This is a genomic window from Nostoc sp. TCL240-02 (assembly GCF_013343235.1).
Lineage (GTDB): Bacteria > Cyanobacteriota > Cyanobacteriia > Cyanobacteriales > Nostocaceae > Nostoc.
Genome location: NZ_CP040094.1, coordinates 1,662,779 through 1,675,588, shown reverse-complemented (window position 1 = coordinate 1,675,588; position 12,810 = coordinate 1,662,779). Strand labels below are relative to the sequence as shown.

Annotated in this window: 10 protein-coding genes and 2 pseudogenes; 6 read left to right on the top strand and 6 right to left on the bottom strand. The window is 39.9% G+C overall.

Features of this window, described 5'->3' with window-relative positions:
* Nucleotides 1–163 precede the first annotated feature (163 nt).
* Complete coding sequence (locus tag FBB35_RS07295; protein WP_174709105.1) at nucleotides 164–1,981, top strand: ABC transporter ATP-binding protein; 1,818 nt, start codon at nucleotides 164–166, stop codon at nucleotides 1,979–1,981.
* Nucleotides 1,982–2,231: 250 nt separating this feature from the next.
* Here FBB35_RS07295 and FBB35_RS07290 read toward each other — a convergent pair whose 3' ends face one another.
* Complete coding sequence (locus tag FBB35_RS07290) at nucleotides 2,232–2,594, bottom strand: hypothetical protein (protein WP_174709104.1); 363 nt, start codon at nucleotides 2,592–2,594, stop codon at nucleotides 2,232–2,234.
* Nucleotides 2,595–2,846: 252 nt separating this feature from the next.
* Here FBB35_RS07290 and FBB35_RS07285 point away from each other — a divergent pair, with 252 nt between their 5' ends.
* Nucleotides 2,847–3,902 carry a DMT family transporter gene (locus tag FBB35_RS07285; RefSeq protein WP_174709103.1) on the top strand — a complete coding sequence of 352 codons (1,056 nt, stop codon included), beginning with the start codon at nucleotides 2,847–2,849 and terminating at the stop codon, nucleotides 3,900–3,902.
* A gap of 220 nt (nucleotides 3,903–4,122) precedes the next feature.
* Complete coding sequence (locus FBB35_RS07280; protein ID WP_174709102.1) at nucleotides 4,123–4,782, top strand: DUF2996 domain-containing protein; 660 nt, start codon at nucleotides 4,123–4,125, stop codon at nucleotides 4,780–4,782.
* Nucleotides 4,783–4,821: 39 nt separating this feature from the next.
* Here FBB35_RS07280 and FBB35_RS07275 read toward each other — a convergent pair whose 3' ends face one another.
* Nucleotides 4,822–5,316: a TM2 domain-containing protein gene (locus FBB35_RS07275; protein WP_174709101.1), complete on the bottom strand. Its 495-nt coding sequence runs from the start codon at nucleotides 5,314–5,316 to the stop codon at nucleotides 4,822–4,824.
* A 421-nt stretch (nucleotides 5,317–5,737) separates the two neighbouring features.
* Here FBB35_RS07275 and acsF point away from each other — a divergent pair, with 421 nt between their 5' ends.
* Nucleotides 5,738–6,814 (top strand): magnesium-protoporphyrin IX monomethyl ester (oxidative) cyclase, encoded by a 1,077-nt coding sequence (gene acsF, locus FBB35_RS07270; RefSeq protein WP_174709100.1) that lies wholly within the window; start codon nucleotides 5,738–5,740, stop codon nucleotides 6,812–6,814.
* 270 nt (nucleotides 6,815–7,084) lie between these two features.
* On the opposite strand, the gene FBB35_RS07265 is transcribed toward acsF, so the two are convergent.
* Nucleotides 7,085–8,299 (bottom strand): type I restriction endonuclease, encoded by a 1,215-nt coding sequence (locus FBB35_RS07265; protein WP_174709099.1) that lies wholly within the window; start codon nucleotides 8,297–8,299, stop codon nucleotides 7,085–7,087.
* A gap of 209 nt (nucleotides 8,300–8,508) precedes the next feature.
* On the opposite strand from FBB35_RS07265, the gene FBB35_RS07260 reads away from it, so the two are divergent.
* Nucleotides 8,509–8,775, top strand: a complete 267-nt coding sequence (locus tag FBB35_RS07260; protein WP_174709098.1) for a Precorrin-3B methylase — start codon at nucleotides 8,509–8,511, stop codon at nucleotides 8,773–8,775.
* Between the two features lie 155 nt (nucleotides 8,776–8,930).
* On the top strand, nucleotides 8,931–9,755 hold the full coding sequence (locus tag FBB35_RS07255; RefSeq protein WP_174709097.1) for an alpha/beta hydrolase: 825 nt from the start codon (nucleotides 8,931–8,933) through the stop codon (nucleotides 9,753–9,755).
* 643 nt (nucleotides 9,756–10,398) lie between these two features.
* On the opposite strand, the gene FBB35_RS07250 is transcribed toward FBB35_RS07255, so the two are convergent.
* The 3 genes and pseudogenes from FBB35_RS07250 to FBB35_RS07240 all read right to left on the bottom strand — a co-directional run.
* Nucleotides 10,399–11,379, bottom strand: coding sequence for an aldo/keto reductase (locus FBB35_RS07250; protein WP_174709096.1), 981 nt, complete (start codon nucleotides 11,377–11,379; stop codon nucleotides 10,399–10,401).
* Nucleotides 11,380–11,420: 41 nt separating this feature from the next.
* Nucleotides 11,421–12,335, bottom strand: a pseudogene (locus FBB35_RS07245) (IS982 family transposase).
* 294 nt (nucleotides 12,336–12,629) lie between these two features.
* Nucleotides 12,630–12,776, bottom strand: a pseudogene (locus FBB35_RS07240) (DUF4114 domain-containing protein); the annotation flags it as partial.
* Between the last annotated feature and the right edge of the window lie 34 nt (nucleotides 12,777–12,810).

Genomic DNA, 12,810 nt, shown 5'->3' with positions numbered 1-12,810 from the left:
AAAGGTAGAGAGACTTTAAAATAAAAAGCATACTGACAGTAAAAACCCATTTTATAATAGCGCTGATAGCGAATTTTAAGTTAGGGGAATATATAAGATAGGTTTTAAATACTGGCATAAAGCTTATTTACTTGACACTCGAATAAAAAATCAGGTTTAATTGATGAGCGATTTAAGAGTTTGGCTTGCAGGGTACACTAAAGCTTTATTTCGTTCTTTACCTTTATTATGGACAGCAGCACCCAGAGAAATAGTCTTGTTGATTGCTGTCACGGTATTACAAGGTTTTCTTCCTGCCATAAGTGTTTGGATAACCAAGCTAGTGGTAGATACTGTAGCAACAGCCTTAATATCTGGTAGAGAATTAGGTTATGCAACTCTTGCTCCTTTGGTAGCAGGATGGGTTGGAGCTTTGCTACTAGAATCACTGCTGTATCCTTGGGTATTGGCACTGCAAGGAAATCTCAATGACAAGTTAACGGCTCACATTAGCTTATTATTGATGCGGAAAGCTGATACTTTTTCAGATTTGAGCCGTTTTGAAGATTCTCTGTTCTATGATGACCTACAACTGTTGCAACAACAAGTTGGCTATAAACCACTGAATTTACTAGAAAATTTGGTTGAATCAGGTCGATCTTTAGTGACCTTAATAGTGATAGTTGGGTTACTAGTTCCTCTAGCTTTTTGGATACCACTGGTGATAGCGATCGCAACTATACCCCAGATAGTGGTTTCTTCTCAGTATGGCAAAGCTATTTGGCTAAATTTATTTGAGAACAGTCCCCAAGCTCGAAGAATGGAATATTACACTTCGGTGATGCTTACTGATACCTATGCCAAAGAAATCAGGTTATTTAAGCTAGGTTCCTTTTTTATCGAGCTTTATCTGCAAGCATTTCAGTCTTTACATCAATCTATGCGCTATCTGAGGGACAAGCAAGCATTTTGGTCGTCTAGTCTAGCTATCCTCAGCACTTTGGGAAATGGTTTTTCTTTCTACTGGGTGGTACAGAAAGCTTTTAAAAGAGAATTCAGTCCTGGCAGTGTACTTTTATTTGTACAGTCATTGACTTACTTCCAGAATAACCTTGAAAGATTGGTGGCTAATTGGCTGGATCTGTTTGAAAATATTCTCTACATGCAACAGTTTTTCAATTTTCTTGACAGTCCAATCCCCATGCTACTGAGCATACCTGGAGAAAAAGTACCTACTCCGATTCGTTCAGGTATTACTTTTGAAAAAGTTGACTTTTACTATCCAGATGGTAGATTAGCACTCCAAGATATTTCTTTTACCCTTTTCCCTGGACAAACAGTAGCCATAGTAGGAGAAAATGGTGCAGGGAAAACTACTTTAGTCAAACTGTTAACCAGGCTATACGATCCAACGCAAGGATGTATTCTAGTTGATGGTATAGACCTTAGAAATTTAAATTTAGAGCAATGGCGGCAGCAAATTGCTGGAGTTTTTCAAGACTTTGGTCACTATGCGCTGACGCTTGGGGAAAATATCGCTTTAGGAAACCTAGCTGCTCTAGAGCATCCAGACATTCTCAAATACGCGATTGAAAAAGCCGATATTGTCAAACTAGTCGATCATTTTCCTACAAAGGAGGCTACACCACTGGGCAAGCAGTTTGGCGGTACAGAACTTTCTGGAGGCCAATGGCAAAAGTTAGCTCTAGCTCGTGCTTTTGTCCGCCAAGAAGCCCAGGTTTTGCTATTGGATGAGCCTACTGCTGCACTCGACCCTCGCAGTGAGTGTGATTTTTACCTTCGCTTTATCGAGCTAGCTGAGGGCAAAACTACGATCTTGATTACCCATCGACTGGCTTCAGTGCGTATAGCTGACCGAATCTTAGTTCTCAAATCTGGTTATTTAATTGAGGATGGTACTCATCAAGAACTTTTACAGCGTGGAGGCGAATATACCGCACTATGGAATATGCAGGCAAAACAGTATGGCATTTCTCATTAACACTCGTAATTCTTCAGATATCTAAATTTAGGATTGCCAGTGAGGAGACAGTATATGCAATTCTGTATTTTGATTGCAAGAACGCAAATTGCTGTAAATCAGAACTTACGCAAAAATAGCCAAAACATTGATTTTCAGGTAGAGACAATTAATGAATTGCGCCTACCGCGTGTAGTTTTGCGTAAGTCCTAGATGTAATCCAATTGCTCCTCTGGTCTTAGCAAATATTAATTAGAAAATGGATTTAGTATTACTTCACTTCGCTGGGTTCAAACTTTGTCACCTTACCTTTCTTAATCGCTACAATCACATCGTAGTGAGAACAATAAGCGAATGTGACATTATTAGCTTTGTTATAAAGGTTAACTACATGACCTGCACCACCTACCTGGATACCGATTGGCTCCAAGTCACCAAAAAAGAAACGACGTAGTTGATCGCCACTACCAATCTGACCCTTACTTTTAGTAAGCAAATCTAGTTTCTGCGCTACAGACATCTCTTCGGCTGCTGATGCCTGCACTAATGACGGATTGATCGCTTTTAATGGTACGTCCCAAACTGTGAAAAAACCAACCAAAGCAAAACTTGTAAGTAAGGGTGCGAGTTTCATTTGTGACTCTCTTTTCTGTTTTATCCTGAACATCCCAAGCATCTCAGGTGGGAGTGAGAACTTATTGAAACTAAGCCACTATTTTCATGAATTTATCCTTTGAGAAAATTTAGTTGATTCTCAGCACTTTCTCAGGCAACGATGGTGACTCAAAGTCACAGCATAATTTAAGTATTTTCTCAACAAAACCTCATTTTGAAATGCGTGACAGCAACTTATAATGAGCAATGCTTTTATTGCAGTCGTGTTATTGTGACTAGGCCCAAAAGACCACATCGCTTAATTCATAGAGTTTCAGGACAAACATATCTCTGGCTAGCAATGCTAATTTTTGCAGCATCTGGCGCAGTTACCCGAAAGCTAACAGAAATCGGTGCTGAACATTTTATTGGGGAACGTAATCCGATTTCTTTATGTAATGTTTTATTTGTGGGAAACCTTTGCGCTTTGATACTTTTGATCCTCATCTATGGGCGACAGTGGAACAAAGCCACTTTGAGGCAACTCTCAAGGACGGATTGGGTAAGTCTAACGGCAGTAGCTATTTTATCAGGAGCCTTAGCCCCTGGCTTAATTTTCCAGGCACTCGCAGTCACAGGGGTAAATAATGTCATCTTGGTAGGACGCTTGGAACCGCCTCTAACTCTGGCTTTATCAGTCTGCTTGTTAAGGGAACGGGTAAATATTTGGGAATTTATCGGAGCGATCGCAGCGTTTGTTGGTGTTATCCTAACTATTGTCCTTCAGCCTCCAACAGAAGCCATGATGAATATGGGAGGTTTCAGTTTAGGCATAGGGGAACTTTTAGCAGCAGTAGGATCTATAGCTGCAACGGCTTCTACGATTATTGGTAAGAAATATCTTTCACAGATTCCTTTGGGAATCTATAGCATCTTTCGGACTGCACTAGGAACCATAATCTTTTTCTTCGTTGCTTTAGTCCTCTATGGCAAAGATCATTTTGCTGATGTCCTCTCACCGTTCTTATGGCAATGGATGTTTCTCTACGGTGGGTTGATTGTGGTGCTAGGCCAGTCTTTTTTGATTAAAGGCTTGAAAACTTCTACTGTATCTACGGCTTCCTTAATTGGCTCATTTGGCCCAATTGTGGGCATCTTAGCAGCCTATTTAATTTTGGGTGAAGCCCCTACCTTACCTCAATATATTGGCGGTAGCGTGATTTTAGTAGGTATATTTTTGAGCCAAGTTGGTAATTGGCGTAAGACTTCTAGCATTGCATCTGGCAAAGTGAGTTCGATTCCGGCACAGCAACAGGTAGAAACTGATATGGGATTCAAGGGGATTTGAATGAGGCGGAAGAATTTTAGATTTTGGATTTTGGATTGAACAATCTAAAATCGAAGGGGTAGGGAATAGAAGGAAAGAAAGCTTATGCCCTATGATTTTGCGTTATTTTTAACTGTACAGTTATTACTGCCTTGCTGCACTAGTATGTCAAAATAAAAATACCCGATACATCAAGGTGAGCGATCGCTCCCAAAGCTAGATTAAAGGATTGACCTGAGCAATGGCAGACCAAACCAATCACAATCAAGCGGGAGAAGTAACTCCCAGCACTGTTGACAAGCAAGCTCCTAGTGTGGCTGAAGAAAACGCTCCGAGTACAGACTCACCTGAAGCCACAGACCTTCCTACTGCCAACGCGCCAGATCCAAACGCTGCTAAACCAACTGCGACACCCCCCAAGCGAGAAAAACCCGCAGCCGCAGCTAAAGCCGCAGTCGGCGAAAAACCCGCCGCAGCCGCAGAAGAAAAACCCGCAGCTAAAGCCGCCAAAAAAGAAAAAGCCCCATCTGTTGAAGACAAGCCATTTGTAGAGTTCATCGAGCAAGACTACTTGCCAGCTTTACAAAAAGCGATCGCTCAAAAAGGTGTGCAAGATTTACAGGTGTCTTTTGCCAAGCAGAAAGTGCCAATTACAGGCTTTGAATCTGCTGAAGAATGCTGGCAAATTATCGGCAGTTGGAAAGAAATTGGTGCGCGTCAGTTTAACCTGTATTTCCCCGAAGAAGATATTCAAGGGAAAAAGGGATTTTCCTGCAATGAAGGCAAAAAACCTAGCACTCTTGAGTCCTTCTTAATCGATGAGCGCAAAATTACACTCGATTTGTTGGTATTTGGCTTAGTTCAGCGCTTGGACGGTCAAAAGTGGCTAGGTATAAATTAGTCATTGGTTTTTAACAAAGGACAAAAGACAAATGACAATTTAAAGTTCGTGGAAATGGTAGACAACGGCTCCAGTATTGGGGTCGTTATCTATTTTTACATAACCTGATTTGTACATCTCATTGAGAGTAGCTTCCACTTCCGCAAAGCTAGCTCCCGTGAACTTCACGCCTTGAGTAACAGTTAAAATACCACCTTTGCTTTCCGCCGCTTCAATCAGTTTAATCATCAGTTGGTTGCCTGTTGGAAGGTGGACTTGAGAGGCAACCACTGCTTGATTCAATGGTACTCCAAAGGGAGATACACCTGCTTTTAGTCTCAGCTTGTGTTCGTATTCGTCAACCATGCTAGGGATGAGAAGCAAATCCACAGTCTGCCCTATATAAAACAAACCAAAAGTACACAGCCACAGCAAACCCGTTCCTATCTTGCCATTGTATAAGCGGTGCAGTCCTCCTAATCCGAAAAATCCAACTGCACACAAGATGTAAGAGACAAGAAGTCGGTCTTTATGCTGATTGTTTTCAAGATTCATCTTGTTTTCAACCCTTTGGATTTGCTCTTGTTGTCTAAAATGGGTTTTCTATATTGTAGTAGCAACTACAGAAAATTACTGAGGTTATGGCGATTTAAAATACAAAAAATGTGTGCTACTCCACTTGATCAAAACCCTGCTAATCACCGAACTACGTTTATTTGACTACTAATCCGCGATTTTTGATTCCGTAAACATTGAATGATTGTTGCAACTCTTAATCTTTTACTTACAAATTTCTCACCCGCACCTTGGTAGACTGAACTTTATACAATTGGATTATTGTGGGCTGTTACGCCTTAACAGAACATTACCCTTAGCTTTCTGGTGAGGTAGTCTGGTCTTGGGGGTTTCCCCCATGAGGAACTGCCGAACCCGAAGGGTCTACTTAAGATAATAAAGACGAAAGAGCAATCAAGACATGGTAGATTCCCTCAAAAAACCAGGCTTTGAAGAAATCCGGCCAGGGATTAAAGTCCCGGCAAAAGAAACCCTGTTAACACCTCGGTTTTATACTACCGATTTTGATGAAATGGCGCGGATGGATATCTCCGTCAATGAAGACGAGTTACAAGCCATTCTCGAAGAGTTCCGTACTGACTACAACCGCCATCACTTTGTTCGGGATGCCGAGTTTGACCAATCCTGGGATCATATTGACGGGGAAACTCGCAAGTTGTTCGTTGAGTTTCTAGAACGTTCCTGTACGGCAGAGTTTTCTGGCTTTTTGCTATATAAAGAACTCGGCCGTCGCTTGAAAGGAAAAAACCCTGTCTTGGCAGAGTGTTTTAACCTGATGTCACGGGATGAAGCACGTCACGCTGGCTTTTTGAACAAAGCTTTGTCGGACTTTAATCTGTCCCTAGATTTAGGATTTTTGACTAAGAGTCGCAGTTATACCTTCTTTAAACCGAAATTCATCTTCTACGCTACTTATCTTTCTGAGAAAATCGGTTATTGGCGCTACATCACTATTTATCGCCATTTAGAAGCACATCCTGAAGATCGGGTTTATCCAATCTTCCGGTTCTTTGAGAACTGGTGTCAGGATGAAAACCGTCACGGCGATTTCTTTGATGCGGTTATGAAATCTCAGCCGCAAATGTTGAATGATTGGAAAGCACGGCTGTGGAGTCGGTTCTTCCTGTTGTCGGTATTTGCGACAATGTATCTCAATGACATCCAACGCAAGGACTTTTACGCCACCTTGGGATTAGATGCAAGAGAATACGACATCCATGTAATTCAGAAGACTAACGAAAACGCCGGTCGGGTGTTCCCGCTAATGCTGGATGTAGAGAATCCTGAGTTTTATCAGCGATTGGATACTTGTATCAGCAATAATGAAAAGCTGGGTGCGATCGCTAATTCCAGCACTCCCAAATTCCTGCAATTCTTCCAAAAACTGCCACTTTACATCTCCAATGGCTGGCAGTTATTACGGCTGTACCTGATGAAACCGATTGATACTGTTTCTGCTCAAGGGGCAGTTCGTTAATTTATAACAGATTTGCGAAAGCTTTAGTGGTTCTGCTGATTGCAGAGCCACTTTTTTGTCTTAAATATTATAGGTTAGCCGATTAGTACTGCGATCGCTAATTTACTGGCAGGCAAAAATCGGATTTGATAAAAAAATTAGTTTAATAGCTTTGTCTTTTTAGTATACTGTTATTCCCAATCTGCCTTTGTCTACAAATATTCAACACTCAGAATGGGAAACAGCAAAAAAATGGTTGGGTAGGTGGAGTTTTGTATTAGATACCTTGAGTTAAGCTGATTTTTCCATTCTGATTACATCTGGGGTAAATGCTTGATGCTTGGCTGCTTCTACCTCGTAACATCTGAGAATCAGTGATGTCAGCTTCTCAAAATCACTGACAGAAGAAATAATTACTTTTGATGCGGCATCCCCCAGAGAAGCTGATACTTCCTGCACTTCAAAGTTTAAAGCTAGCGACTTTACTTCACCTACACTTAGCCGAGTAATAAAACTTTTTTTCTGCGAAGATAGATATAGTCTCAGAAACCACCAAGTACTTTTGCCAACAAGATTGATACCAAAGTATGAAACAGTATCTTTGTATTGGAGTTGATAATTGTAACTGGTTGAGGTCTGCGTAATTGCTTTAATTTTTTCAAAAGCTTCGATTTCTTCAGCAGTTGTTACTACTTTTGGTTCTTGAGGATCTGCTTGTATATCCACTTCTCCATTATCTATGTCTATTGGTGGTTCAACAGGTTGATCTATTACTGGAGTAAGTGAGCGAGTCATTAACTCTACTAAACTTCCTTGAATCGACTTTTTAACAATTGGTTTGAATTTATCAACAATTTTACCAGTAATTCGACCTTTAATTTCATAACTAGGAGCAACTGTACCGAGTTCAGTCACTAAAAAGCGAACAAATTCTTCAGAAGGAGAACGTAAAAGATTTCCTAGAAGCTGAGTCATGCCTTTTACATAAACCATTTCTTCAGCATGATTGGTAATAGCTGTAACCTCAAAATTATCACGGTGAAAGAATTTGAGGTTATCAATATCTTTGGAATCATATTCAAGGATGTTAAAAGTAAAAAATGGCTCCTTGTCCATGACATTTTTATCACGCAAGTCTGTAAAGAAACGGTACTCAATCCCATTAGTGACAATAGCTACTTTTGTTGTCAAAAGTGCATTAAAATATTTGCTCAATTGCCCATCATGTGCCTCAGCTTTTTGACCACGGGCTTTTGCCTCTACGAGCATAACTTTAGTACCGTTAATAGCTAAGGCGTAATCTACTTTTTCAAACTGTCCTGCTCTTCTAGTAGCAAAGTCTGCTACGTATTCCGGCATGACTTCGCTAGGATCATAGACATCATAGCCAAGAGCGCTCAAAAAAGGAACAATCAGTGCCATCTTAGTAGCTTCTTCGCCAACAACTTGGTCAAATCGCTTACGCACTTGTTCAGACAGCTTGACAATATCTTCAGTAAATCCCATCTTAGTTAGTCCTGGTAGATTAGTGAGTATTGATACGTCTTTTTTGTAAGATAGGAGTGGTTATAAGGTGATATAGTACATTTGAATTAAAAGTGTTAGCGTGATCGCCTTCCTTATCACTCCTAATTCAAAGTATTCCCAAATAAGTACCAGCCTGTAACACTCATAACCTGTACACAAGTGCAATTAGAAATTTATCGCATCTGAGTATGGCAAAGCAGGACGTTCCACTCACAGGAGAAGCGCTGATTAAAGAAGTGTGTCGGCGGATTCGGGTAGCCCGCAGCTATTGGGATGCTCACAATAATGCTGCTTGTCGAGGTGAACGTGATCGCGCATTAGCTCTTTACAATACACTGAGTAAAAAACAAAAAGAGCAGATTCCGCAAGTGTTGCGGGTGTGGTTGCGCTATCGCAGTGAGAAGTACTTTGGCGCACACCGAACACCGCCCAAATCGGCACGAAAATCAAAATAGTCTTTAATGGGTTTTTAAATAGGGACAATACTCTGCGGGTACTCTGTTGAAGAACTTGTAAAGTCTTGTCCCTACAGCGTGTACTTTTGCGTAAGTTCTATAAACAAATCATTGATGGTTGGGCTGAAGGAAAATAGAAATAAAAATAAAAATTAATGGAAAAACCGCAAATTATAAAATTGCTAATTGGTGATTTTACTTGGCAAAGACTGCTTAAATCTTTCATATTTATTTATATATGTTTTGCTGTATATGTATATTTTCGGGCAGATAGTATGATTTTTCTATCTCGTCCTTCTAGTTATCAGGATAATCCAGAAATTATTAAGTTAAAAAGTGGTAAAAATACAAATATTTCAGCTATATATTTATTAAACAATAAAGCTAATTACACTATTCTTTATGCTCATGGAAATTCTGAAGATTTAGGAGATATTAAACAAATACTAGAAAAATTACATGCATGGGGTTTTAGTGTCTTTGCTTATGATTATCGTGGTTATGGTACGAGTCAAGGAAAGGCGACAGAAAGCTACGCATACGAAGATATTAATAGCGCTTACAATTATTTGACCGAAAATCTAAAAATACCACCTGAAAAAATTATAGTTTTGGGGCGTTCGGTTGGTGGCGGTTCTGCGGTTAACTTAGCAATGCGACAACCGATAGCTGGTTTAATTCTTGAAAGTTCCTTTATTTCAGCTTTTCAAGTAATAGTACCTTTTCGGATTTTACCTTTTGACAAATTTCCCAATCTGGACAATATCAAAAACGTAAAATGCCCGATACTAGTGATTCATGGCAAAGCAGATGATATAATTCCTTTTGCTCATGGAGAAAAGTTGTTTAATGCTGCAATATCGCCAAAGCTTTATTTGTGGGTTAAAGAGGCAAATCATAATGATTTATTCTGGGTAGCTGAAAACAAGTATCAGAAAGCTTTGCAAGAGTTTACTACTCTTGTAAAGACAAATCAGTAATTATACCGTAATTATATTCTCCTTTAACCCTCCTTAATTACTCTCATAATCATAAAATTTTAAACACTTATTACTCATTGTTTATTTATGCCTATTTATTTAAATAATCAATTACAACTTGAGGTTGCATAAAAAAAGTCCGCTTTCGCGGACTGTGGACATTGGATAAGGTTAAGTTGTCACCAAGAGTGTCTACAAGATGTTAGACTCAATATTCATTCTTTATTAGTACACTTTAAAAATCAAGTTCGTCAGAGCAAACATTAGGACATAACTAATTGATTTAAGTCTTTAAAAAATCTTATCTAAAAATATATTCTACGAAATTTTAATTATAGCGCAATACAGTTCAGGTAAGACTAAAACATTTGTAGATAAGGCGATTTATCGCGTCTTAAAACCCACGGTTTTGCACAAGTGGTGCTTAACTGAACCGCTATATGTATCTATTTATATAAAAGCTATTCTTGATAATATAGTTATTAAAATGGTACTGTATTATAATCTAAAAATAGTAATTTGTATTACTAACTAATCAGACATAATTAAGATATTTATGTCTGGATTTATATAAAATTTAAGTATTTTTGTTTTCAGACTTAAACCAGGTTTTTGCAAATTTAAATTAAGTAACGTTGAAATTTCACTTAGTTTGAAAGATATTCTGTACCATTTTCTTGCCTACATTCGCCGCCGCCTTATCTAACTCTGCAATCTCGCTGACGTTTAATTGCCAACCTAAAGCACCAATATTCTCTCTTGCCTGTTCTACGCTTTTTGCTCCAGGGATGGGAATGGTTTCTTTATAGATGCACCAATTAATTGCTACCTGTGACATGGTTTTGTTTCTGGATTCTGCCACCTCTCGCAAACATCCCAAAAGCGAGCGCATTCCTGGTAATATCTGCCTAAACAGCAGACCTCGAATACCTTTAGGCAAAGGGTCTTGCTCAGAGTATTTTCCTGTAAGTAGTCCCAAAGCTAGAGGGCTGTAAGCAATCAATTTAATTCCCAACTCATCACAAAGGTCTTTAAGCCCTAATTGGGTGACAGGATATGTAGACAACAAAGAGTATTGAACTTGTAGAGTAGTAATAGGAACACCTCGTTCAGCAAACTTTTTCTGGACTTGCTTAAGCCGTTTAGGCCCATAATTGGACAGTCCTACTCCCTTGACCAGTCCTTGCTCATATAAATCGGTAAGACCATCTAACAGCCCTACCTCTTGCCAAGGGGCATAATTTGCTGTTGACCAGTGCATCTGTACCAAATCTACGTTTTTTCCTAGGCGTTGGGCAGATGATTTGCAAGCCTTTACCATTGATTGACGTGTCCATCTCCACGGGTAAGCAGCGAGCTTAGTCGCAATACAAATATTTTCTTTGTTTGAACCTAAATATTCTCGGCTGAATCGTCCCAGAAGTAACTCACTTCGACCATTCAATCTCCCAGTTCCGTAAGAATCACCCGTATCAAATAAAGTCACACCGTTGTTTACGCAAAGGTTAAACACCGCTTGCAACTGGTCATCCATACTTTCATCATATCCCCAAAGCAGTTGATTGCCCCAGGCCCAAGTCCCGCAGCCCATGCTTGGGAGGGAGAGTTTTTGGAGAGTCTGCATATTTGCTCTCTGTAGATTGCCTTATTAACGCGATGTGCAACTTATTCTGTCACAAGACCATCGAACTGTAATGGTTCCAAACCAAATAAACGATTTAACCAGACACAAACAGTGTGAGCCAATAGTTTGCGATTTAAACGACTCGTCAAATGCCACATATCTCTGGCCCAGACTTTTTCGATATTAAAGCGATGCCTGCGGCGAGCTACGCTAACGCTAAGTTGTCCAATTACTGTTTCAATTAGGCGACGGACAGTTTGAAGTAGCTTTACCCAATATGCAGGACAGTCGTCTTGCATATTGGAACGTAGGGGTGTTTGTAAATCGATGCCATAGCGTGCTAGTTCCTGGCGGAGAGTGGTACTTATGTATCATTTGTCACCTATTACCAACCCCTGAATCAAGGTCACGATATCCCAGATCGCTTCCCGTTCATCTCCCGAAGCAGAGGTTAATGTAAAGCTTGTAATCACCCCAGAGGCGCTAATGAGTAAGTGACCATGAAATCCGTAATATGTTTCCTTTTTTGCGGCACAGTAACCGTAGTTAGCAACTCCAGGAAAGCTACGACAACCACGAGCACGAGTAAAGCAACATAACGGTATCGGAATCCCGTCAATAATGTGTGTATTATCACTGAAAGCACCAAGTTCTATTGCTAAGGCTTGTTGTAGTTCTTGCTTGTACTGCCATAGGTTTGCAGCTTGTCGTACAAAGGTTGAACGGCTTTTCATCTGGGGAAACATTGAGAACCAATGACGGCGAAAGTATTGCCAAATACCTTTGTCCGTATCGATACCTTGAAACTCTGCCACAATTTCCATTGTAATCACTTCACTATCACTTAAAGATGGCTGAAATCCTCGACTACCCATAGGTTTACCATTGGTCACTTCCTTTAATAGATCATCCACACAGCAAAACACTGCTGTGATCAAGTCTTCCATAGATAACATTTGTTCCACCCTGGCAAGAGATAACAATCACAATCTCTCGGTTAAGCATAGGGTGGGACTTTTATCTTTGGAAAGAAAGTTGCACATCGCGTTAGTTTAATCTATATTGAATCTCGTTAATAGCTGTGCATAAAAAACCTCATCTCGCAACTGGGATGAGGTTGTTTGATTTATCTAAGTAATTACTCGTACTTACAGCGAATTGCAATCAAACGTGCCACAACTAAAAGTAATACTGGTCTTTGTTTTAGGATTTATTTTTGTGGCGGGTTTGATCGAAAACTGCTGTAATATTTAGACAGGACTGACACTCAAATTTAGCTGTACAATGATGTCGTTGTAATCTTTATCACCACCATTTGGTAGATCCTCAAAACTAAAGGTGTTCTTCCCCAACAGGCGAATGCGATCTGTCTTATCGGGGTTAGCGCCCAAGAATGTAAAGTAAACCTGTTAATAGTTTTTTAATTGCAAC